Annotated in this window: 17 protein-coding genes and 1 riboswitch; of the genes, 14 read left to right on the top strand and 3 right to left on the bottom strand. The window is 43.4% G+C overall.

Translation table 11 applies throughout. From position 1 onward, the window contains the following. Positions 1-290 precede the first annotated feature (290 nt). From H8Z79_RS00425 to H8Z79_RS00465, 9 genes are all read left to right on the top strand, one after another. A complete protein-coding gene (locus H8Z79_RS00425; RefSeq protein WP_118039299.1) occupies positions 291-1,298 on the top strand; it encodes an Rpn family recombination-promoting nuclease/putative transposase in 1,008 nt (335 codons plus the stop codon). Between the two features lie 128 nt (positions 1,299-1,426). Further along, a complete protein-coding gene (locus H8Z79_RS00430) occupies positions 1,427-2,227 on the top strand; it encodes an MBL fold metallo-hydrolase (RefSeq protein ID WP_118039300.1) in 801 nt (266 codons plus the stop codon). An 87-nt stretch (positions 2,228-2,314) separates the two neighbouring features. Then, positions 2,315-3,440 (top strand): peptide chain release factor 2 gene (gene prfB / locus H8Z79_RS00435; RefSeq protein ID WP_118039301.1). Its coding sequence is split into 2 segments (ribosomal slippage): positions 2,315-2,389 and positions 2,391-3,440, totalling 1,125 coding nucleotides; the frame shifts between segments, so codons are not numbered across the junction. Positions 3,441-3,608: 168 nt separating this feature from the next. Continuing rightward, entirely contained in the window at positions 3,609-4,061 is a 453-nt protein-coding gene (locus tag H8Z79_RS00440) for an ACT domain-containing protein (protein WP_015541818.1), read from the top strand. A 41-nt stretch (positions 4,062-4,102) separates the two neighbouring features. Continuing rightward, on the top strand, positions 4,103-5,317 hold the full coding sequence (locus H8Z79_RS00445) for a homoserine dehydrogenase (protein ID WP_015541819.1): 1,215 nt from the start codon (positions 4,103-4,105) through the stop codon (positions 5,315-5,317). 23 nt (positions 5,318-5,340) lie between these two features. After that, on the top strand, positions 5,341-6,549 hold the full coding sequence (locus H8Z79_RS00450) for an aspartate kinase (protein WP_118039302.1): 1,209 nt from the start codon (positions 5,341-5,343) through the stop codon (positions 6,547-6,549). 43 nt (positions 6,550-6,592) lie between these two features. Next, a complete protein-coding gene (locus H8Z79_RS00455) occupies positions 6,593-7,789 on the top strand; it encodes a hypothetical protein (protein ID WP_015541821.1) in 1,197 nt (398 codons plus the stop codon). A gap of 42 nt (positions 7,790-7,831) precedes the next feature. Continuing rightward, positions 7,832-8,581, top strand: coding sequence for a DUF975 family protein (locus tag H8Z79_RS00460; protein ID WP_118039303.1), 750 nt, complete (start codon positions 7,832-7,834; stop codon positions 8,579-8,581). Between the two features lie 11 nt (positions 8,582-8,592). Then, positions 8,593-10,746: a Tex family protein gene (locus H8Z79_RS00465; protein WP_118039304.1), complete on the top strand. Its 2,154-nt coding sequence runs from the start codon at positions 8,593-8,595 to the stop codon at positions 10,744-10,746. Between the two features lie 862 nt (positions 10,747-11,608). Here H8Z79_RS00465 and H8Z79_RS00470 read toward each other — a convergent pair. The 3 genes from H8Z79_RS00470 to H8Z79_RS00480 form a co-directional block, all read right to left on the bottom strand. Further along, positions 11,609-12,403, bottom strand: coding sequence for an ABC transporter ATP-binding protein (locus H8Z79_RS00470; protein WP_015541825.1), 795 nt, complete (start codon positions 12,401-12,403; stop codon positions 11,609-11,611). Then, entirely contained in the window at positions 12,403-13,323 is a 921-nt protein-coding gene (locus H8Z79_RS00475) for an ABC transporter permease (protein WP_015541826.1), read from the bottom strand. The genes H8Z79_RS00470 and H8Z79_RS00475 overlap by 1 nt, the downstream gene beginning before the upstream one ends. Before the next feature lie 95 nt (positions 13,324-13,418). Then, entirely contained in the window at positions 13,419-14,468 is a 1,050-nt protein-coding gene (locus H8Z79_RS00480) for an ABC transporter substrate-binding protein (RefSeq protein ID WP_118039305.1), read from the bottom strand. A gap of 379 nt (positions 14,469-14,847) precedes the next feature. On the opposite strand from H8Z79_RS00480, the gene H8Z79_RS00485 reads away from it, so the two are divergent. From H8Z79_RS00485 to H8Z79_RS00505, 5 genes are all read left to right on the top strand, one after another. Then, a complete protein-coding gene (locus H8Z79_RS00485; protein WP_456298198.1) occupies positions 14,848-16,005 on the top strand; it encodes a BMP family ABC transporter substrate-binding protein in 1,158 nt (385 codons plus the stop codon). A gap of 218 nt (positions 16,006-16,223) precedes the next feature. After that, on the top strand, positions 16,224-17,762 hold the full coding sequence (locus H8Z79_RS00490; protein ID WP_118039307.1) for an ABC transporter ATP-binding protein: 1,539 nt from the start codon (positions 16,224-16,226) through the stop codon (positions 17,760-17,762). Continuing rightward, complete coding sequence (locus tag H8Z79_RS00495) at positions 17,734-18,834, top strand: ABC transporter permease (RefSeq protein WP_118039308.1); 1,101 nt, start codon at positions 17,734-17,736, stop codon at positions 18,832-18,834. Before H8Z79_RS00490 ends, H8Z79_RS00495 begins: the two co-directional genes overlap by 29 nt. 12 nt (positions 18,835-18,846) lie before the next feature. Further along, positions 18,847-19,827, top strand: a complete 981-nt coding sequence (locus tag H8Z79_RS00500) for an ABC transporter permease (RefSeq protein ID WP_015541830.1) — start codon at positions 18,847-18,849, stop codon at positions 19,825-19,827. 727 nt (positions 19,828-20,554) lie between these two features. Beyond that, a riboswitch (FMN riboswitch) is annotated at positions 20,555-20,703 on the top strand. Positions 20,704-20,842: 139 nt separating this feature from the next. Then, positions 20,843-21,478 carry an ECF transporter S component gene (locus H8Z79_RS00505; protein ID WP_118039309.1) on the top strand — a complete coding sequence of 212 codons (636 nt, stop codon included), beginning with the start codon at positions 20,843-20,845 and terminating at the stop codon, positions 21,476-21,478. Positions 21,479-21,544: the final 66 nt, after the last annotated feature.

Here is a 21,544-nt window from a genome sequence, read left to right on the forward strand (position 1 = left end):
ATAAAAGCTCCATCATATATGAAAGAGATTTCGTATATGATGGAGTTTTTCGTTTATAAAAGCAGTCCTGCGTTTATAGACAGAATTTGTCAAACTTTTTTCTTGCCTCGCACACGCAGAAATGCTAAAATAATCACATCATTTATTTATCTTTTGATCTGGCGTTTCAGCCGAAAATCTCAAATTAATGTAAAGAAGGATATGTAAAGATTGAATTTTTATAGTGAAGTTCGTATAATTAAAATAAGAACAAAAAGTTCTTAAAACGCATATCCAGAAAGAGAGGTGTGATGGCAAAAAAGGATATTCCTTCAATCAACTACTTTAAAGATAAAACACGGATAGCCGATCTGCTGAATGTGTATCTGTATGGTGGAAATAAAATCATAAGCCCGCAGGATGTTTCTGAGCTGAATCCGATACTGGCAAAATCATGGTGGAACGATAAGGAATTGAAGACAAATGTAAATATTACAGATGTTCTTTTTGAAGCTAAGATTCCAGTTGGAAAAGAAAACGATGTAAAGAATGCTGATAACGATATACAGAAGATACCGATTATCATATCCATTCAGAATCAGTCAGATATCAGTTATGTGATGCCGGTGCGCGTGATCAATGCAGATGCAAACGGCTATTATTTACAATGGAAAGACATTGAGCGAAAACACAAAAGAGAAAAACAGACATGGGCAGATCACGGAGAATTTTTATCAAAATTTAAAGAATCTGACAGGCTGAAACCAATTCTTACAATCGTTATCTATTTTGGGAAAGATAACTGGAATGGAGCAAAAAGCCTGAAAGAGATTACAGATCTGAAAGTCTGCCCGTTACATATACAAAAGCAAATGAAGGATTATTCTATTAATCTGATAGAAGTACGGAATTTTTCTGATGTTGAAAAATTTACTACTGACCTCAGAGAAGTTTTCGGATTTCTGCAAAATGATGGGAACAAACAACAATTAGAGAAATATGTAGAGAAGCACAGAGAAGGACTGCTCAGTCTTGAAGAAGATGCATATGATCTGATATGTGTGATGTCCGATATGAAAAAACTACAGGAACTTAAATCAGAATTAAGACAGGAGGGAGGCTGTAATATGTGTAAAGGTCTTGAAGAAATAATAGAAGATGAAACACGGCAACGGGAAACTTTAGTAAATATCTTGTATGAACATTTATATAATGATGAGCGAATGGGAGATATGAAGCGTGCATTTACAGATAAGGATTATCGCAGACAACTGATGAAAGAGTACGGATTGCAAGTAGAACCATATAGTTTTTCGTAATAGTAATTTTTAACACACTTTTCAGAATAGGGAGCAGCGCTGGCTGTTCCTTTTCTTTCTATATTATGGTATCATAATGGAGGCTTTTAGCGTGACACTACAACACAACAAACACAGGAGGAATTTCCATGAATATAACAATGCTCGGAACGGGAAATGCAATGGTGACGGAATGCTACAACACCTGCTTTGTGCTTCAGGATGGGGAGAAACATCTGCTGGTTGACGGCGGCGGTGGAAACACTCTGCTTCGCCAGTTGAAGCAGGCCGGTTTTGCCTGGCAGGATATGCGAGAGATTTTTGTGACTCACAAGCACGTCGATCATCTGATGGGAATTGTCTGGATGATCCGCATGATCTGCCAGCATATGAAACAGGGACAGTATGAAGGAGAAGCATGGATCTACGGTCACGATGAAGTGATCGGTCTGCTTAAAGAGATGGCAGAGCAGCTTTATCCAAAGAAACTGACCGATTTTATCGGCAAACGTCTTCATCTGGTTGTGGTAAATGACGGTGAGGAGCGTACCCTTATGGGACATAAGGTGACATTTTTTGACATTCGGTCCACAAAGGCCAAACAATACGGATTCTGCATGGACATGGGAAACGGTGAAAAACTGACCTGCTGTGGTGACGAACCATACAATGAATGTGAGAAAAAATATGCCGAAAACAGCAAATGGCTGCTTCACGAGGCTTTTTGCCTGTATGACCAGGCGGATGTGTTCCATCCATATGAAAAGCATCATTCCACAGCGAAAGATGCCAGTGAACTCGCAGAACAGCTTGGCGTAAAAAATCTGATACTTTATCACACCGAGGATAAAAATATTGCCCGCCGTAAACAATTATATACAGAAGAAGGCAGGAAGTATTTCCACGGCAGTCTGTATGTGCCGGAAGACCTCGAAAAGATTGAATTATAACGGATTTTATGTTATTGTATTTTTGATAACTGTTCAGCAGAAAGCACTGCACAGTTACTATGATTATTATAGAAAGAAGGTGAAGCTGTGGTTGAATTAGATCAGTTCAAGAGCATTCTTGCAACATACACAGAACCATTAGTGGAAGTGAGGGATTCACTTTGACCTCGCTAACAAAGAGCAGCGGGTTGAAGAATTAGAGCGTGAGATGGAAGCGCCTGATTTCTGGGATGACGCAGAAGTTTCCCAGAAAAAAATGAAAGAACTCAAAAGCATGAAAGACGACATGGAGATTTATCACAGTCTGGAGAGCCAGATGGAAGATATGGAAACCATGATCGAGATGGGCTATGAGGAAAATGATCCGGAGATCATTCCGGAGATTCAGGAGATGCTGGATGAATTTGAGAAAAACTTTGACAGCATCCGTGTTAAGACATTATTATCCGGAGAATACGACAGCGAAAATGCAATTATCAAGCTGAATGCAGGAGCAGGCGGCACAGAGGCCTGTGACTGGTGCGGCATGCTTTACCGTATGTACAGCCGTTGGGTAGACCGTAAGGGATTTACCATGGAAGTACTGGATTATCTGGATGGTGATGAAGCCGGTATTAAGTCTGTTACTTTTCAGGTAAATGGCGAAAATGCCTATGGTTATCTGAAATCCGAAAAGGGTGTACATCGTCTCGTACGTATTTCACCGTTTAATGCAGCCGGTAAGCGTCAGACCTCATTTGTATCCTGCGACGTTATGCCGGATATCAAGAAAGATCTGGATGTAGAGATCAATGACGACGACATCCGTATCGATACTTATCGAAGCAGTGGTGCCGGTGGTCAGCACATCAACAAGACTTCATCTGCGATCCGTATTACGCATTTTCCGACAGGAATCGTAGTACAGTGCCAGAATGAACGTTCACAGCACATGAACAAAGACAAAGCCATGCAGATGCTGAAAGCAAAGCTGTTCCTTCTGAAACAGCAGGAGGCAGAAGCCAAACTTTCCGGTATCCGTGGTGAAGTGACAGATATCGGATGGGGTAATCAGATCAGATCCTATGTAATGCAGCCGTACACGATGGTAAAGGATCACAGAACAAGTGAAGAAACCGGTAATGTAGATGCTGTTCTGGACGGCGAGATCGATCCGTTCATCAATGCATATCTGAAATGGATCGCACTGTCAAAGAAAACGGCTGAACAATAATAAATTCAGCCTTGGAGCCTGTCAGGATTCATAAAAGCCATTGCAGAAGCGGGCATAATATGGTAATATATCCCTCGTAGGAGAACACGTGTCTCTTATAAACGGACATATCTCCGCGGGGGTATATACTGTAAAGAATGTGGATTCAACAGGAGCAGGAAATTGGAAATGGAAAAAACAACACAGAAGAAAAAGTATTTTGTAGTCAGGGAGCGGGCAGTTCCGGAGGTATTGCTGAAAGTTGTACAGGCAAAGAAATTACTGGATTCCGAGAAGGTAAGTACGGTACAGGAAGCAGCAGAGCAGACCGGGATCAGTCGAAGCTCCTTTTATAAATATAAGGATGATATTTTTCCGTTTCATGAAGAAACGAGAGGAAAGACGATCACCTTTATCATTCAGATGGATGATGAGCCGGGAATTTTGTCTGTAGTCCTTCAGGCCATAGCGCATTTCCATGGAAATATTCTTACGATTCACCAGAGTATTCCGATCAATGGAATCGCAACGCTCACGCTCAGTGTGGATATTCTGCCGGGCGAGGGTGACGCGGAAGCCATGATAGAAGAAATTGAGAGTCAGGAAGGAATCCATTATCTGAAGATACTCGGTAGAGAATAGATAAAATTTATGAACTGTAACATATTACACAGGAGGAAGACATGATAAATATTGCGGTATTAGGATACGGTACAGTTGGAAGCGGTGTAGTGGAAGTCATCAACACAAACCACAAAAGCATCAATAAGCGCGCAGGCGCGGAGATCAATGTAAAATATGTTCTGGATCTGAGAGATTTTCCGGGTGACCCGGTCGAAAAGGTTCTCGTACATGATTATGAGATTATTGCAAACGATCCGGAAGTCGATATTGTAGTCGAAGTTATGGGCGGAATCGAGCCGGCATATACCTTTGTAAAACGTGCACTTGAATCAGGCAAAAGTGTCTGCACATCAAACAAAGCTCTGGTTGCGAAGCATGGTCCGGAGCTGATGGAGATTGCAAGCGCAAAGAACATCAACTTCTTATTTGAAGCAAGCTGCGGTGGCGGAATTCCGATCATTCGTGCGCTGAATTCTTCTCTGACAGCAGATGAAATCGATGAGATCACCGGTATCCTGAATGGAACGACCAACTACATGATGTACAAAATGGCGACAGAAGGATCAGAATTTGACGCAGTTCTGAAAGAAGCACAGCAGAAAGGCTATGCAGAGGCAGATCCGACCGCGGATGTTGAGGGTTATGATGCATGCCGCAAGATTGCAATCCTGTCTTCTCTTGCATATGGCAGATTTCTCAATTATGAGGATATTTATACTGAGGGAATCACAAAGATCACGCCGGAAGATATGGAGTATGCCGAAGAACTTGGTATGACGATCAAACTCCTCGGTACGAGCCGCAAGATCGGGGATGATTCTTTTTATGCAATGGTTGCACCGTTCCTTGTAGGTCAGACCAGTCCGCTCTACAGTGTAAACGATGTATTCAATGCAGTTTTCGTACATGGTAACGTGCTCGGTGATGCGATGTTTTACGGAAGCGGAGCCGGAAAGCTTCCTACAGCAAGCGCCGTTGTTGCAGATGTTGTGGATGAAGCAAAACATCTTCACAGAAATATCATGACAAACTGGTCCAGCCGTCCGCTGAAGCTTATGACAATGGATGAAGTCGAAGGAAGATTCTTTGTACGTGTCAAAGGTACGACGGTAGAGCAGGTGGAAACCGTGTTTGACAATGTGCAGATCGTAAACCTTAAAAATCTTCCGGGCGAATTTGGATTTATCACAGAATGCATGAAGCAGGGTACATACGAAGAAAAGGTACATAAATTAAATGGTAATGTAATTACCATGATCCGTGTAAAGGATTGAAAATATAATTCCGGGAGGAAGCTATGTTAATAGTAAAGAAATTCGGCGGCACATCTGTAGCGAATAAAGAAAGAATCTACAATGTTGCGAACCGATGCGTAGAAGAATACAAAAAAGGCAATGACGTGGTGGTTGTGCTTTCTGCAATGGGAAAATACACTGATGAGCTGATCACCATGGCAGAAGATATCAACGAAAAACCGCCAAAAAGAGAAATGGATATGCTTTTTACAATCGGTGAGCAGATGTCTGTATCACTGATGGCAATGGCTCTTGACAAGCTTGGAGTACCGGCGGTATCTCTGAATGCATTTCAGGTATCCATGCATACGACCAGTGTACACGGCAATGCACGTCTGAAACGAATTGATACAGAGCGTATCCGCAGAGAACTGGAAAACCGCAAGATCGTAGTTGTCACAGGTTTTCAGGGAATCAATAAATACGACGATTATACAACGCTTGGAAGAGGCGGTTCCGACACGACAGCCGTTGCACTGGCAGCAGCCCTTCATGCAGATGCATGTGAGATCTATACAGATGTGGATGGCGTTTATACTGCTGATCCGCGAAAAGTGCCGAATGCACGCAAACTGAAAGAAATCACTTATGATGAGATGCTGGATCTGGCAACGCTTGGAGCCGGTGTGCTTCATAACCGTTCTGTCGAAATGGCGAAAAAATATGGCGTACCGCTGGTGGTACGTTCCAGTCTGAATAACAGTGAAGGAACTGTCGTAAAGGAGGAAGTAACAGTGGAAAGAATGCTGATCAGCGGAGTGGCTCTTGACACAGACGCTGTACGAATTGCCGTGATCGGACTTAGAGATGTGCCGGGTGTGGCGTTTAAATTATTTGATGTACTTGCCAAAAAACATATCAACGTAGATGTGATCCTGCAGTCTATCGGACGTGCCGGCACGAAGGATATTTCCTTTACTGTTGACGGCAAAGATCTGGATGATGCGATGGCAGCACTGGAAGAACACAAAATACGCCTTGGCTATCAGGAACTGCATGCCGAAAGAAATATTGCGAAACTTTCTATCGTCGGAGCAGGTATGATGAGCAATCCCGGAGTAGCAGCTAAGATGTTTGAAAGTCTTTACAATGAAGGAGTCAACATCAACATGATCTCTACTTCCGAGATTCGTGTCACCGTTCTGATCAACGAAAAAGACGGCGTAAGGGCAATGAACGCTGTACATGATGTTTTTAATCTTGCGGACTGATTCAGCAGATTAAATAAATAAAAAGCACAGGGGGCAATTACTTATGAAAATGAAAACATTAGCGATGGTACTGACAGCATGCATGATGATGGCACCGGTATCTGCATTTGCAGCAGATGCGACAGAAGAAGCGGCTGCCGAAACAACAGAAGCAGCAGGAGAAGCGACTGATTCTGAGATCGCAGAGGGGCTGGGAGATGACATCTACAGTTTCAGCATGGAGTTTGACGGTCAGATAATGAAATTTCCTATGACATATCAGGCGTTTACTGATATGGGGTGGGAATTGAGTTCAAGAGAAGATCCGGATACAAAGGTATCCACCAATTCTTATGGATTGATGACGTTTAACAAGGGTGCAAGCAGTGTTTATGCAGATGTGATAAACCTTGGAATCAACGAAGCAGGACTGGAAGACTGTCTGATCGGTGGAATCACGGTGGATGGCTCATATGATATTGATCTGAGTACCGTTTCTGTGAAGCTTCCGGGCGGTCTTGAATTAGGCAAAGCCACACTTGATGACATCAAAGCTGCATATGGAGAACCGAGTGACACATACGAAGGCGATCTTTATACAAAATTAACCTATGAGAAGGATAGTTATCAGGAAGTAGAACTTTCTGTATATAAAGATGACAATACTCTGAAAGAAGTAGATCTGAGAAACTTTGAGGAACCGGAAGATTATGATAAGGGAACAGTCAGCGATGAAGTTCCGGATATTGTTACTTCTTATGAAACACCGACAGCGCTTGGTGACGATATGCTGGATACAGCTGTCGAATACATGGGAGATCTTTACAGTCTTCCGGCACCGGTATCTGCATTTACAGCAAACGGATGGGAAATCCAGGATGCAGAGGACACTCCGTATGTAGAGGGCGGCGGAATTGCATTTATTGATATGATGAAAAACAATCAGAGCATTCATTTTTCTGTTTATAACGAGACAGAAAATGCAACGGCTCTTGAGAACTGTTTTGTCAGAGAACTGTCTTTCGCAACTTATGATCCGGAAAGCATTGAAATGAAACTTTCCGGAGATATTACACTTGGAGCGGACAAGGCAGAGCTTATTAAAAGGGCAGATGAAAAAGGTTACATTTCCGAAGAAAATGATGATTATTTAAGAATTTATCCGAATAAAGATGCGAAGATCAGAAACTATGTGGAATTCTGGTTTAACAAAGATGAAGACAGCAACAAAGCTGCTTCCGTAACAGCTCATCACGAATAAAAACGGAAGAACTTTTTTCAAAACTGCTGAAAAGGAGTTTTTATGAACGGCAGTATAAAATACTGGAAAAAACAGGCAAAAATGAACCTCAGTGGACACTGGGGTTCTGCAATTGCCGGTGTACTCGCAGTTGGCGCGGTAACTTTTATCGGAAATATACTTTCCATACAATTATTTCCCGGAAGCACACTATGGCCAATGGTGGCAGGACAGGTCTTTGTATTTGTCTTTTCACTGATTGCCATGGTCTTTCGGGCAGGATACAGCTACATGCTTCTGAATATGGCTCGTGACAGGGAGGTTTCCTTAGGAAACCTTCTTTATCTGTTTCACAACGGACCGGATCGGGTGCTGGTGGCAGGATTTATTCTTTCACTTCTGAATACTGTGGCGCAGCTGCCATTTTACTACGTGTCATTTATAGTGAAAGCAGGAAACACGGAAGCAGAGCAGATTGCATGGATCGAGCTGTGTCTTGTGATGCTTCTGGTTGGAGTTGTTCTGGAGGTAATCCTGACGAGCCCGTTTATGCTGACTTTCTGTCTGCTTGCAGACAGTCCGGAAATGGGCGGAATAGAAGCACTGAAAACAAGTGCACGTTTGATGAGAGGACATATCCTGAAATACTGGCTGATGATGCTCAGTTTTATTCCGCTGGCGATTTTATCGCTTTTTTCGATGTATATCGGTCTTCTCTGGCTCTTCCCGTATATTTATATGAGTGAGACAGTTTTTTATATGGAGCTTATTGGTACAGAGCCGCAAAATAATACATTTTACAGTGAGACATAAAGGAGAATACAATGGACATTATTCAGGTCATAACCAGAGAACTTAAAGTAGAAAAATGGCAGGTGGAGGCAGCTGTCAAACTTATTGATGAAGGCTGCACAATTCCTTTTATTTCCCGTTACCGTAAAGAAGCTACAGGTTCTCTGAATGATGAACAGCTTCGTACACTTCACGAAAGACTGACATATCTTCGTAATCTGGAAGACAAGAAAAATCAGGTGCTCGGAAGCATCGAGGAACAGGGCAAACTGACACCGGAACTGAAAAAACAGATTCTGGATGCGCAGACACTTGTAGTCGTTGAGGATCTTTATCGTCCTTATCGTCCGAAACGTCGTACACGTGCAATCATAGCAAAAGAAAAAGGTCTGGAGCCACTGGCAAATATTATTATGCTTCAGATGACAAATAAATCTCTTGAAGAAGAGGCAAAGGCATTTTTGTCCGATGAAAAAGGTGTGGAAACGATAGAAGATGCGATAAATGGCGCAAAAGATATTATCGCAGAGCATATTTCTGATGAAGCAGATTACCGTATCTATCTCCGTAAATTTACCATGGACAAAGGAACTGTAGTATCTGCAGCCAAAAATCCTGAGGAATCTTCTGTTTATGAGATGTACTATGAATTTGAAGAACCGATTAAAAAACTTGCAGGACATCGTGTACTTGCGCTGAACCGTGGTGAAAAAGAAAAAATGCTCACTGTCAAGATCAGTGCACCGGAAGACGAGGCAATGGGATGGCTTCAGAAACAGGTGATCACCAGAGATAATCCGGTTACAAAACCGGTTCTCCGTGAAGTTGTAGAGGACAGTTACAAACGTTTGATCGCGCCGGCAATTGAGCGTGAGATCCGAAGTGACCTGACTGAAAAGGCAGAGGACGGAGCAATTCATGTATTTGGCAAGAATCTGGAACAGCTTCTGATGCAGCCTCCAATTGTCGGCAAAGTGGTACTCGGATGGGACCCTGCATTCCGTACAGGATGTAAACTGGCAGTTGTAGATGAGACCGGAAAGGTTCTCGATACAACAGTTATTTATCCGACTGCGCCGACAAACGATGCAAAGATCCGCGCGGCAAAGGAAACTCTGAAAAAACTGATCAAAAAATATAATGTATCTCTGATTTCTCTTGGAAACGGAACTGCATCCAGAGAATCTGAACAGATCATTGTAGAACTTCTCAAAGAGATTCCTGAGAAGGTACAGTATGTGATCACAAATGAGGCAGGTGCGTCTGTATATTCTGCAAGTAAGCTGGCAACGGAAGAGTTCCCGAATTTCGATGTAGGACAGAGAAGCGCGGCTTCGATCGCAAGACGTCTGCAGGATCCGCTTGCAGAGCTGGTTAAGATCACACCGCAGTCTATCGGTGTCGGTCAGTATCAGCATGATATGAACCAGAAGAAGCTTGGCGAGGCTTTAAGTGGAGTAGTTGAGGACTGTGTAAATAAAGTCGGTGTGGACCTGAATACAGCATCTGCGTCCCTTCTGGAATATATTTCCGGCATCAGTAAAGTGATTGCTAAGAATATCGTTGCATACCGTGAAGAAAACGGCAGATTTGAAAGCCGTCGTGAGCTTCTCAAAGTAGCGAAACTCGGACCGAAAGCGTTTGAGCAGTGTGCAGGTTTTGCGCGCATCACCGGAGGCAGGAATCCTCTTGATGCGACAAGTGTGCATCCGGAAAGCTATGAGGCAGCAAAGAAAGTTCTTGAAAAGCTTGGCTACACACCGGAAGATATTATGGGTGGTAAACTGAGTGGTATTTCAAAGCAGATCAAGAACTATAAGAAGCTTGCAGAAGAGCTCGGAGTCGGTGAGCCGACACTTCGCGATATTGTAAAAGAACTGGAAAAACCGGCACGAGATCCGCGTGATGAAATGCCGAAACCGGTACTTCGCACAGATGTACTTGATATGAAAGATCTCAAAGAGGGCATGATCCTGAAGGGAACTGTCCGTAATGTCATTGATTTCGGGGCATTTGTGGATATCGGGGTTCATCAGGATGGACTGGTGCATATCTCCGAGATGAGTGAGAAATATATCAAACATCCGCTTGAGGCAGTGTCCGTTGGGGATGTGGTGGATGTAAGAGTACTTGGAGTGGATATGAAGAAGAAGAGAATCAGCTTGTCCATGAAGGGGATTAAGTAAAACAAAGTAAATAGTATATAAAGGATCGGCAGATATTCGCTGCTCATGACTGGGTGTGAGGATGAGGTGTGCAGGATGAATGTGCATTGATTTCAGAAACGGCTTCATCGTCCAGAAATACTAAGATTATTCCCGTCTGTTAAATACATGGATCAAAAGTGCAAAACTCGCCTGACGGCTCAAACATTGCACTTTATGCTCCATAACACAGCCAGGATATAATCAAGTATTTCTATGGACTCTTGCAGATGTTTCTGAAACCAATACACATTTCACCTGCACAAGCATCTTCTCATTACGATAGGTCATAGAGCGAATATTTGCAGATCCTTCTTTATTTTATCGCTTTTTACAGCAATCCCCATCGTCCTGGACAGCGCTATTGGCAGTTGTGCGCGGGATGGAAGCAGTGCAGCGCGCCACCGAAATTATCCTATTATAGATTGCTTTGAACGGCGCGCGGTCCGGGTACCCTCCTGGCAGGAGGTAGCTGAGTAGGATAAAATAAGATAAAAAAAGAATCGAATACAAAAATTGCAATAAAGAAAATATGAAACATATAGAACAATGTAGCATAAAACGAAGTTGTTTTACTCCACAGCAACAAAAAAGATATATGATTCTTCAACATCTGCAATCATCCCGGAAGCTCTTAGGAATGTTCCGAATGTGTTATTCATAAAAATCACATTGTTTGAGCGACAGCGAGTTTGTGATTTTTATGAATGCACTTAACATTCGGGTTATTCCTTAGTACTTCCAGATGATGAAGCCGTTGAAAAATCATATATCTTTATAAGTTGCGTGAACTATCAACATCTTTATAAGTTGCGTAAATTAAATCTTTTTTTACTCCCTTATCCTAGCTCAGCAGAGCAGAATCATTACTAAACTCCTGTCCGCTTGCTTTCTCAAACTGATCCAGCAGATTTCTCACGGTAAGTTTCTTTTTCTCCTCGCCCTGAATATCCAGAATAATCTTACCTTCCATCATCATGATCAGACGATTTCCATGTGTGATCGCATCCTGCATATTATGAGTGATCATCATAGTTGTCAGATGGTCACGGTTGACGATCATTTCTGTGATTTCAAGTACCTTGGCTGCGGTCTTCGGGTCGAGGGCAGCAGTATGCTCATCCAGAAGCAGAAGCTTTGGTTTCTGCAGTGTAGCCATCAGAAGTGTCAGTGCCTGACGCTGTCCACCGGAGAGAAGTCCGACCTTGGAAGTAAGACGGTCTTCCAGTCCGAGACCTAAAACTTTCAGCAGTTCTTTATATTCTTCACGCTCTTTCTTTGTGATTCCCGGTTTTAGTAAACGTGTTTTGCCACGGCGTTTTGCAAGAGCAAGGTTTTCTTCGATTCCCATAGTAGCAGCAGTTCCGGTCATAGGATCCTGGAATACACGACCGAGATATGCGGCTCTTTTGTGTTCGGATAATTTGGTGACATCGATACCATCGATAATGATCTGTCCTTCATCGACCTGCCATGTGCCGGCAACTGCATTCAGCATGGTAGATTTACCGGCTCCGTTACCACCGATAACGGTAACAAAATCACCTTCATTCAGTGTGAGGTTCAGACCGTTCAGAGCCACTTTTTCATTGATGGTTCCCGGATTAAATGTTTTATATATGTTTTTCAGCTCAAGCATCAGTTGTTACCTCCACGTTTCGTAGGTTTTGTAAAATATTTTGTTTTCCAGTAAGGTACTGCAAGGAAGACAGCTACAACAAGTGCAGACAGCATCTTCAGAAGGTCAGTGTCGATTCCGAGCCAGATAACTGTCTGAAGTACCAGATAGTAGAGAATAGAACCGAATGCAACACTCAGAAGACGAAGTGCAAAATTGCGGAAAATACGTCCGAAGATTGCTTCACCGATGATGACTGCAGCAAGACCGATAACGATTGCTCCACGTCCCATGTTGACATCGGCAAATCCCTGATACTGTGCAAGGAGTGCACTGGAAAGTGCAACCAGACCGTTGGAGATCATCAGGCCGAGTACTTTACATACGTTGGTATTGATTCCCTGTGCACGGGACATATTCGGATTACATCCGGTAGAACGGAGTGAACATCCGAGTTCTGTTCCGAAGAACCAGTAGAGAATTGCAATCAGTACGACGACAAAAACAGCAACGATCAGAATGGTATTCTGATAAAATGGAACACCTTTTACATTACGAAGGGAAACAAGAAGATTGTATTTGTTTCCGTTGACTGCCTGATTTGCCTTGCCCATGATCTTGAGGTTGGCGGAGTAGAGACCAAGCTGTGTCAGGATTCCGGCGAGGATTGCCGGGATTCCCATAAAGGTGTGAAAGATTCCGGTTGCGAGTCCTGCCAGCATTCCGGCTCCGGTAGCGGCAAGCATAGATACCCAGATGTTATGACCACTCATCAGCATCATGACACAGACAGCACCGCCGGTACACATGGTACCGTCAACAGTCAGATCGGCAACATCCAGAATACGAAAGGTAAGATAGACACCAATCGCCATGATTCCCCAGATCAGCCCCTGCGCGGCTGCACCCGGGAGTGCGTTTATTAAGCTAAGAATATTCATTTTGTGATTCCTCCTGACGACACAGAAAGCGAGAAAGGATATTCCTCTCCCGCTGTCTGTATAAATTTGTGTTTTGGGCTTAATTATGAGAAAAATTATTCAGCTTCTTCAGTTGTTTCTTCTGCTGTATCGTCTGCAGCATCTGCAGCATCCTCAGAAGTTTCTTCTTCTGCGTCTGCACCGATTGCAACATAGTCATCCGGAACTTCGATTCCGAGTTCTTTACAGATTTCAGGATTGTATTCTTTTGTGAACTGTGGTGCATACTCGATCGGCATTTTGGAAATATCTTCACCGTCTACCAGAACTTTCAGAGCCATCTTACCGGTAGCAACACCGAGGTCATAATAGCTGATGGAAAGAGTGGCAACACCGCATCCCTCGCAGATACCTTCTTCACCGGCGATTACCGGAACTTTCTCCGGAAGGCAGATGTTATTGATGATTTCTGTGTTGGATGCAACGGTGTTATCTGTTGGTAAGTAGATAACATCACTTTCTGTAGCAGCTGTTGTAGCTACGGAAGAAAGATCGTTGGAATCTGAGAATGCATAGTATTCACAGGTATAACCTAATTTCTCAAGAGCTGCTTTTACTGTATCCACCTGATACTGGGAGTTTGCTTCTGCGGAGCAGTAAACAAGTCCGACATTTTTGGCATCCGGGAAGAGCTCGTTAAGCATTGCCGCCTGATCTTCAAGTGGAGCAAGGTCTGAGGTACCGGAAATATTATTTCCAACAGTTCCGTCAAAATCGTCAAGGTCAAGTGCTACACCGTATTCTGTAACAGAGGTTCCGAGAATCGGGATATCTGCTGTACCTGCTGCAGCTGCCTGAAGAGCAGGAGTTGCGTTTGCAAGAATCAGGTCTACATTATCGGAAACAAAGTCTGTGATGATAGTAGAACAGGTATTGGAATCACCCTGTGCGTTCTGCTCATCAAATGTTACTTTGTCGCCAAGTTCTTCTGTAATGGCATCTTTGAAGCCCTGTGTTGCAGCATCCAGAGCCTCGTGCTGTACGAGCTGGCAGATACCGATGTTATAAGTTTTATCGTCAGCATCATCTGCTGCAAATACGCTGACACCACCCATGCCAACTACCATTGTTGCAGACAGAACGCCTGCTAAAATCTGCTTTTTCATATTTTAAGTCCTCCTGTATTGTTGATTCACGTTCGAATCGAATTAACTTTTTAAAGTATAACGCTTTAACGCGAAGAAGTCAAGAAGTAATAAAGAAAATAACTCAAAATCAACATAAACGGAATGGAAAAATGAATAAAGCGAATATATTTTGCGGATTCCTTTCTTATAAATATACAAAAAAAATTAGGGTGTCAAATAAATAGTATGTTTTTGCTTGAATTTATTGACAATTCACAAAATGACATGTATAGTAAAAGCACTTGCAAAGAGGCGTAACAGTAATTGTTGTGCCTCTTTTGTTCGGTAACAGGAGTAAGAGGAGAAAATGGAGGAAAGAAAGATGAAAAAAGCATTGGCAATTGGACTTGCAGCAGCAATGGCAGTTACGATGACCGCACCTGTATATGCAAGTGATGACAGTGAAAGTGGTGCAGGCATTGCAAAAGAAGATTTAAAGATCGGAGCAATCTACATCGGTGATGAAAACGAAGGATATACAGCTGCACATATGGCTGGTATCGATGAGATGGTAGAAAATCTTGGACTTGATGATTCACAGGTTATCGAAAAAACTCTGATCGGTGAAGACGAAGGATGCTACGATGCAGCAGCAGACCTTGCAGATCAGGGATGCCAGATCATTTTTGCAAACAGCTTCGGACATGAGACCTATATCCTTGAAGCAGCAGGAGAGTATCCGGACGTACAGTTCTGCCATGCAACAGGAACTCAGGCAGCAGCAAGCGGACTTTCCAACATGCATAACTACTTTACAAATATTTATGAAGCTCGTTATGTATCCGGTGTTGTAGCCGGTCTCAAACTGAATGAGATGATCGAAGACGGCACAATTACAGAAGATAACTGCAAGATGGGTTATGTTGGTGCATTCCCATATGCAGAGGTTATTTCCGGATATACTTCTTTCTACCTTGGTGCTAAGAGCGTATGCCCATCCGTAACTATGGAAGTTAAATACACAAACAGCTGGGCAAGCTTTGACCTCGAAAAAGAATGTGCTGATGCATTGATTTCTGACGGATGTGTCCTGATCAGCCAGCATGCAGATACTACAGGTGCTCCTACAGCATGTGAAGCAGCAGGCGTTCCTTGCGTTGGATACAACATCGACATGACATCCGTTGCTCCGAATGAAGCACTTACATCCGCATCTATGGACTGGGGTGTATATTACACATATGCAGTACAGTGCATGCTTGACGGAACAGCAATCGACACTGACTGGTGCAAAGGATTCTCCGATGGCGCTGACAAGATCACACCACTCAATGAGAAAGTTGTAGCAGAAGGAACAGATGAAAAAGTAAAAGAAGTTGAAGATGCACTTGCAGACGGATCTCTTCATGTATTTGATACTTCTACATTCACCGTAGATGGCAAAGAACTTACTACCTATAAGAAAGACGGCAGTGATACAGAATACATTTCTGACGGATATTTCCATGAATCAGAGTATGGTTCTGCACCGGCATTTGATATAGCAATCGACGGAATCACATCCATCACAGAATAAGACTTTGGAACAGGCGGAGCTGCTTGCCAGCAGCTCCGTTTTTTGAATTGTATATAGAGGAGGCGCCGGTGGTGCGTCTGCTGATTCTTGTTATATGTGTAAAGGAAATCTCCTCCGGTTGGATATGGAGGTTTCTTTTGCACATATGACAATTTGTGATATGGAAATCAGGCCATAAAGGAATGACTTTATGACTGGGATAAAAGGAGGGAATGACAGTGGGAGAAACTTATGCACTTGAACTTAAGGATATTTCCAAGCGTTTTGGATCAGTCCAGGCGAATGATCATGTAAATCTCACGCTGAGAGAATCAGAGATTCTTGCAATCTTAGGTGAAAACGGAAGCGGCAAGACGACTCTGATGAATATGATTTACGGAATTTATTATCCGGATGAGGGACATATTTTTGTGAATGGAAAGGAAGTAACGATCCGTTCACCAAAAGATTCCTACGAACTGGGAATCGGTATGGTACATCAGCATTTCAAACTGGTAGATGTGCTGACGGCAGCCGAAAATATCGTACTGGGACTGCCGGGCAGGGCAAGACTCAATATGAAAAAAATCACGGAAGATATTCAAAAACTGGTAAACAAATATGGGTTTGATCTGGATCTTTCCAAAAAAATATATGAGATGTCTGTCTCAGAAAAACAGACTGTAGAAATCGTAAAAATGTTGTACCGTGGTGCGAGAATCCTGATTCTTGACGAGCCGACTGCCGTTCTGACGCCACAGGAAGCAGACCGTCTGTTTGATATTCTGCGTAATATGCGTGATGACGGATGTGCGATCATTATCATTACACATAAATTGCAGGAAGTGCTGGCATTATCTGACCGTGTGGCAATTCTTCGAAAAGGACAGTATATTGATACGGTAGAGACTGCTGCTGCAAATGTGCAGAGCCTTTCCGAGATGATGGTTGGCGCTAAGGTCGATCTGAATATTGAGCGTCCGAAACCGGAAAATGTAAAGAAACGTCTGGTGATCGAGGGGCTGAACTGCAAAGACAAAGATGATGTAAAAACGCTGGATGATGTTGAGCTTTCGGTCAATACAGGCGAGATTCTCGGTATTGCAGGTATTTCAGGAAGCGGACAGAAGGAACTTCTGGAAGCAATTGCCGGATTACAGGAAGTGGAAAGCGGTTCAATCCGTCTGCTGGATGACAATGGCGGAAGTATGGAGCTTTCCAAAATGGATTCCATTTCTATTAATGAAGCAGGAATCAGTCTTGCGTTTGTCCCGGAAGACCGTATCGGTATGGGACTTGTCGGAGACATGGATATGACCGACAATATGATGCTTCGAAGCTACCGCAATGGAAAAGGACCATTTCTGGATCGTAAGGGACCGAGGGCGCTTGCATTAAAGATCAAAGATGCACTCGAGGTTATGACACCGAGTATTTCAGCTCCGGTTCGTCAGATGTCCGGTGGAAATGTACAGAAAGTTCTGGTTGGCCGTGAGATCGCGCAGAGCCCGAAGGTGCTTCTTGTTGCATTCCCGACCAGAGGTGTGGATATTAATACTTCTCATGTCATCTATCGGCTTCTCAATGAGCAGAAGAAAAAAGGCGTGGCTGTAGTCTGTGTCATCGAGGATCTGGATGTGGTACTTGAACTCTGTGACCGTATTGCAGTGCTCTGTGGCGGAAGAATCAGCGGAGTGGTTGACGGAAGGACTGCAACAAAAGAGAGAATCGGTCTTCTCATGACGAAACATGAAAAAGGAGGGGCTGTCAATGAATAAAGAACCTTTCTTACAGGTAAGCAAAAGAAGAAATAAAGCCGGATGGCAGGAAAGACTTCTGATTCGCTTTATAGCACTGATTCTTGCACTGATTGTGTGTGGAGCAGTAATCGTAGCACTTGTCAAAATGAATCCGGTGGATGTATATAAGGCAATCTGGGACGGAGCAATGGGTTCCGAGCGCCGTATCTGGCAGACGATCCGTGATACGATGGTGCTTCTGTGTATCGCAATCGGTCTGGCACCGGCATTCAAAATGAAATTCTGGAATATTGGTGCAGAAGGTCAGATCTTGATTGGTGGAGCATGTTCCGCAGCAGTGATGATCTATGCGGGGGATAAAATGTCTCCGGTAGTGCTTCTGATCGTGATGTTTGTTGCAAGTGTAGTCGGTGGTATGATCTGGGGAATGATCCCGGCAGTGTTCAAAGCATACTGGAATACAAATGAAACTCTGTTTACCCTGATGCTGAACTACGTTGCCATGCAGGTTGTTACATACTGTATCGTTTTCTGGGAAAATCCAAAAGGTTCCAACACAGTTGGTATCATTAACCAGACTACTCAGGCAGGATGGCTTCCGGAACTGTTCGGACAGAAATATGGATGGAATGTCCTGATCGTTATGATCCTGACGGTCGGTATGTTTATCTACCTGAAATACTGCAAACAGGGTTATGAGATCGCAGTAGTCGGAGAGAGCGAAAATACTGCAAAATATGCAGGCATTCATGTAAAGAAAGTTATTATCCGTACTATGGCAATCTCCGGTGCAATCTGTGGTATTGCCGGATTTGTTATTGTCAGTGGTGCAAGTCATACAATCTCCACTGCGACAGCTGGCGGCCGTGGATTTACGGCAATCATTGTTGCATGGCTTTCCAAATTTAATACTTTTATTATGGTGGCTGTTTCTTTTGGTATTGTATTTATGAATCAGGGTGCGGTACAGATTGCAACACAGTATGGATTGAATGAGAATGCATCCGATGTTATCCTCGGTATCATTCTGTTTTTCCTGATCGGTGCAGAATTCTTTATCAATTACAGAGTTAAGCGTGCGAAAAAATAGGAGGTAGATGCAATGAGTGTACTGATAATTTTTATTCAAAAAGCAATTGTCCAGGGCATCTGTATTCTGTATGGTGCGCTTGGGGAGATTATGACAGAAAAATCCGGCAACCTGAATCTTGGTATTCCGGGAATCATGTATATGGGCGGTATTGCCGGACTGATGGGAGCTTTCCTTTATGAAAAAGACAATCCGGATCCAAATGCTTTTATAGGTGTACTGATTTCTTTTGTATGCGCATTTGCATGCGCTATGATCGGAGGTCTGATCTACAGTATCCTGACGATCACGCTTCGTGTAAATCAGAATGTAACCGGTCTTGCACTGACCATCTTTGGTACAGGGTTTGGTAACTTCTTCGGTGGTTCTATTTCCAAACTTGCAGGTGGTGTCGGACAGATTTCCGTAAAAGTGACCGGAAGTGCCTATACGGCAAAAATCCCGGGACTTTCAAAGATTCCGGTGATCGGTGATATTTTGTTTAATTATGGTTTTATGACATATCTTTGTGTGATCGCGGCAGTTGTACTGTCTTTCTTCTTATTTAAGACAAGAGCGGGACTGAACCTTCGTGCAATTGGGGAAAATCCGGGAACTGCGGATGCGGCAGGCATCAATGTAATCAAATACAAGTACTTGTCTACATGTATCGGCGCAGGTCTTGCAGGTCTTGGCGGACTTTATTTCGTCATGGAATATTCCGGTGGAACATGGACCGACAATGGATTTGGTGACCGCGGATGGCTGGCTGTTGCGCTGGTAATCTTTGCATTGTGGAAACCGTTGAATGCAATCTGGGGTGCATTCCTTTTCGGAGCACTGTATATTCTGTATCTTTATATCCCGGGACTGGGACGAAGCATGCAGGAGGTATTTAAGGCATTGCCGTATGTGGTAACGATCATTGTGCTTGTATTTACAAGCTTCCGAAAGAAGAAGGAACATCAGCCGCCGGCAGCGCTCGGATTACCGTATTTCCGAGAAGAAAGATAGGATAAAGGATTCCCGGTGAGGGGAATTTGAAGCAAATGAACTCCAGGAAGGGGAATGTGTAGAGCCTTCTCTGGATCTGTCTCAATTCAGAACTTCTAAGGTACCATGGTGTACAGAACTTTGCTAAAAACGATACGGAAAATGCTGAACTCGCTGACGCTCAGACAGCAGCATTTTCTGTATCAACGCAAAAACCTGTACGACCAGGAACCTTCACGAAGTTCTTCAGGCGAGACAGTACCAGAGCAGGCTTATAAAATCCCTTGGCTGGAGTTTTTAACTTTCATTCCACCTCATCGGACTTTATCTGAGGTAGCGGCGCTGCCGCGGGTGAAGCTGGGGATTCCCGTGGGGCGCGCCCCGGTGGGCACCATTGCAATATGAAAAGTGAAAATCAGATATAGAGGAAGAATGAGTGTCTGAAATAACACAGGAAAGATGCCATCTATGTGCAGAGGATATGGGATGCTTGTGAGGCTTTCGTTATGACGTGCAGGCAAGCTGCCACCATTAAAGCCCATTGTCTGAGGCGAAGCCGAGTTTGGGCGGCTGGTGGCAAATAAGCGCATGCACGGAATAGAAAACGCAGCAGTATCACATTCCCTGCATATGGATGGCATCTTCCGTCAGATATAATTCCCGGAAAATTATATCTGTATATACTGATTTTCATCAATTTTATATTGCAATCTCATAAAGTTAGATATATAATACAGTCATGTAAAAGAAAATTCTTCGGGGCAGGGTGACTGAATACAAATCAGAATTCCCTACCGGCGGTAAAGTCCGCGACCCGCGTAAAGCGGCTGATCCGGTGACTGATCACAAGTCAGAATTCCGGAACCGACAGTAAAGTCTGGATGAGAGAAGAACACGAATAATTCATACGTGCTCATTATCCCGGGAAGAAACTTCCGGGATTTTTTTATGCATAAGAAAGCCAACAGACAGAATCTTTCTAAAGCATAGCGTAGAATTTTCTTTTAAAAAAGAACAATTCAAAGGAGAGACAAGTATGAGTGAACAGGTTTTAAGAAATGGAAACGTAATGGAAAGAAGCCGCACCAGAACGATCACACAGATCGCAATGCTGGGCGCGCTGGCAGGAGTATTAATGAATATTGAGTTTCCGATCCCGTTCCTGGCACCATCTTTTTACCAGTTGGATTTCTCAGAGATTCCGGTACTGGTTGGGACATTTGCCATGGGACCTGTAGCAGGTATTCTGATTGAAGTTGTAAAGGTTCTGGTACACCTTGTAACAATGGGGACAGTAACAGCAGGAGTTGGTGATTTAGCAAACTTCATTTTCGGATGTACATTTGTAGTGCCGGCAGGTCTGATTTACAGACTGCATCACACAAAGAGCCGCAAACATGCTGTACTCGGAATGGCAGCAGGAACGCTCCTTACAACAGCAGCAGCCTGCCTGATGAATGCATTTGTACTTCTTCCGGCATATGGCAAAGCATTTGGAATGCCGATTGAAGCATTTATTGAAATGGGAGCTGCAGTCAATTCTTCTGTACACAGCCTTCTCGGTTTCGTGGCACTGATCATCGTTCCGTTTAACTTATTTAAATACACCCTCACTTCCGTAATCGTATTCTTTATTTATAAGAGAATCCGTGTTATCCTTAAAGGAGACTGATCATATCAGCCTGCAGACCGTATCTTTATATGGCTGCAGGCTGTTTTACAAAGATGCATGGTATAC

This window comes from Blautia intestinalis (assembly GCF_014297355.1).
Taxonomy (GTDB): domain Bacteria; phylum Bacillota; class Clostridia; order Lachnospirales; family Lachnospiraceae; genus Blautia_A; species Blautia_A intestinalis.

Excerpts from the sequence above, each read along its gene's own strand:
- H8Z79_RS00425 (WP_118039299.1), top strand. The coding sequence starts at position 291 with ATGGCAAAAAAGGATATTCCTTCAATCAACTACTTTAAAGATAAAACA.
- H8Z79_RS00430 (WP_118039300.1), top strand. The coding sequence starts at position 1,427 with ATGAATATAACAATGCTCGGAACGGGAAATGCAATGGTGACGGAATGC.
- H8Z79_RS00440 (WP_015541818.1), top strand. The coding sequence starts at position 3,609 with ATGGAAAAAACAACACAGAAGAAAAAGTATTTTGTAGTCAGGGAGCGG.
- H8Z79_RS00445 (WP_015541819.1), top strand. The coding sequence starts at position 4,103 with ATGATAAATATTGCGGTATTAGGATACGGTACAGTTGGAAGCGGTGTA.
- H8Z79_RS00450 (WP_118039302.1), top strand. The coding sequence starts at position 5,341 with ATGTTAATAGTAAAGAAATTCGGCGGCACATCTGTAGCGAATAAAGAA.
- H8Z79_RS00455 (WP_015541821.1), top strand. The coding sequence starts at position 6,593 with ATGAAAATGAAAACATTAGCGATGGTACTGACAGCATGCATGATGATG.
- H8Z79_RS00460 (WP_118039303.1), top strand. The coding sequence starts at position 7,832 with ATGAACGGCAGTATAAAATACTGGAAAAAACAGGCAAAAATGAACCTC.
- H8Z79_RS00465 (WP_118039304.1), top strand. The coding sequence starts at position 8,593 with ATGGACATTATTCAGGTCATAACCAGAGAACTTAAAGTAGAAAAATGG.
- H8Z79_RS00470 (WP_015541825.1), bottom strand. The coding sequence starts at position 12,403 with ATGCTTGAGCTGAAAAACATATATAAAACATTTAATCCGGGAACCATC.
- H8Z79_RS00475 (WP_015541826.1), bottom strand. The coding sequence starts at position 13,323 with ATGAATATTCTTAGCTTAATAAACGCACTCCCGGGTGCAGCCGCGCAG.
- H8Z79_RS00480 (WP_118039305.1), bottom strand. The coding sequence starts at position 14,468 with ATGAAAAAGCAGATTTTAGCAGGCGTTCTGTCTGCAACAATGGTAGTT.
- H8Z79_RS00485 (WP_456298198.1), top strand. The coding sequence starts at position 14,848 with ATGGCAGTTACGATGACCGCACCTGTATATGCAAGTGATGACAGTGAA.
- H8Z79_RS00495 (WP_118039308.1), top strand. The coding sequence starts at position 17,734 with ATGAAAAAGGAGGGGCTGTCAATGAATAAAGAACCTTTCTTACAGGTA.
- H8Z79_RS00500 (WP_015541830.1), top strand. The coding sequence starts at position 18,847 with ATGAGTGTACTGATAATTTTTATTCAAAAAGCAATTGTCCAGGGCATC.
- H8Z79_RS00505 (WP_118039309.1), top strand. The coding sequence starts at position 20,843 with ATGAGTGAACAGGTTTTAAGAAATGGAAACGTAATGGAAAGAAGCCGC.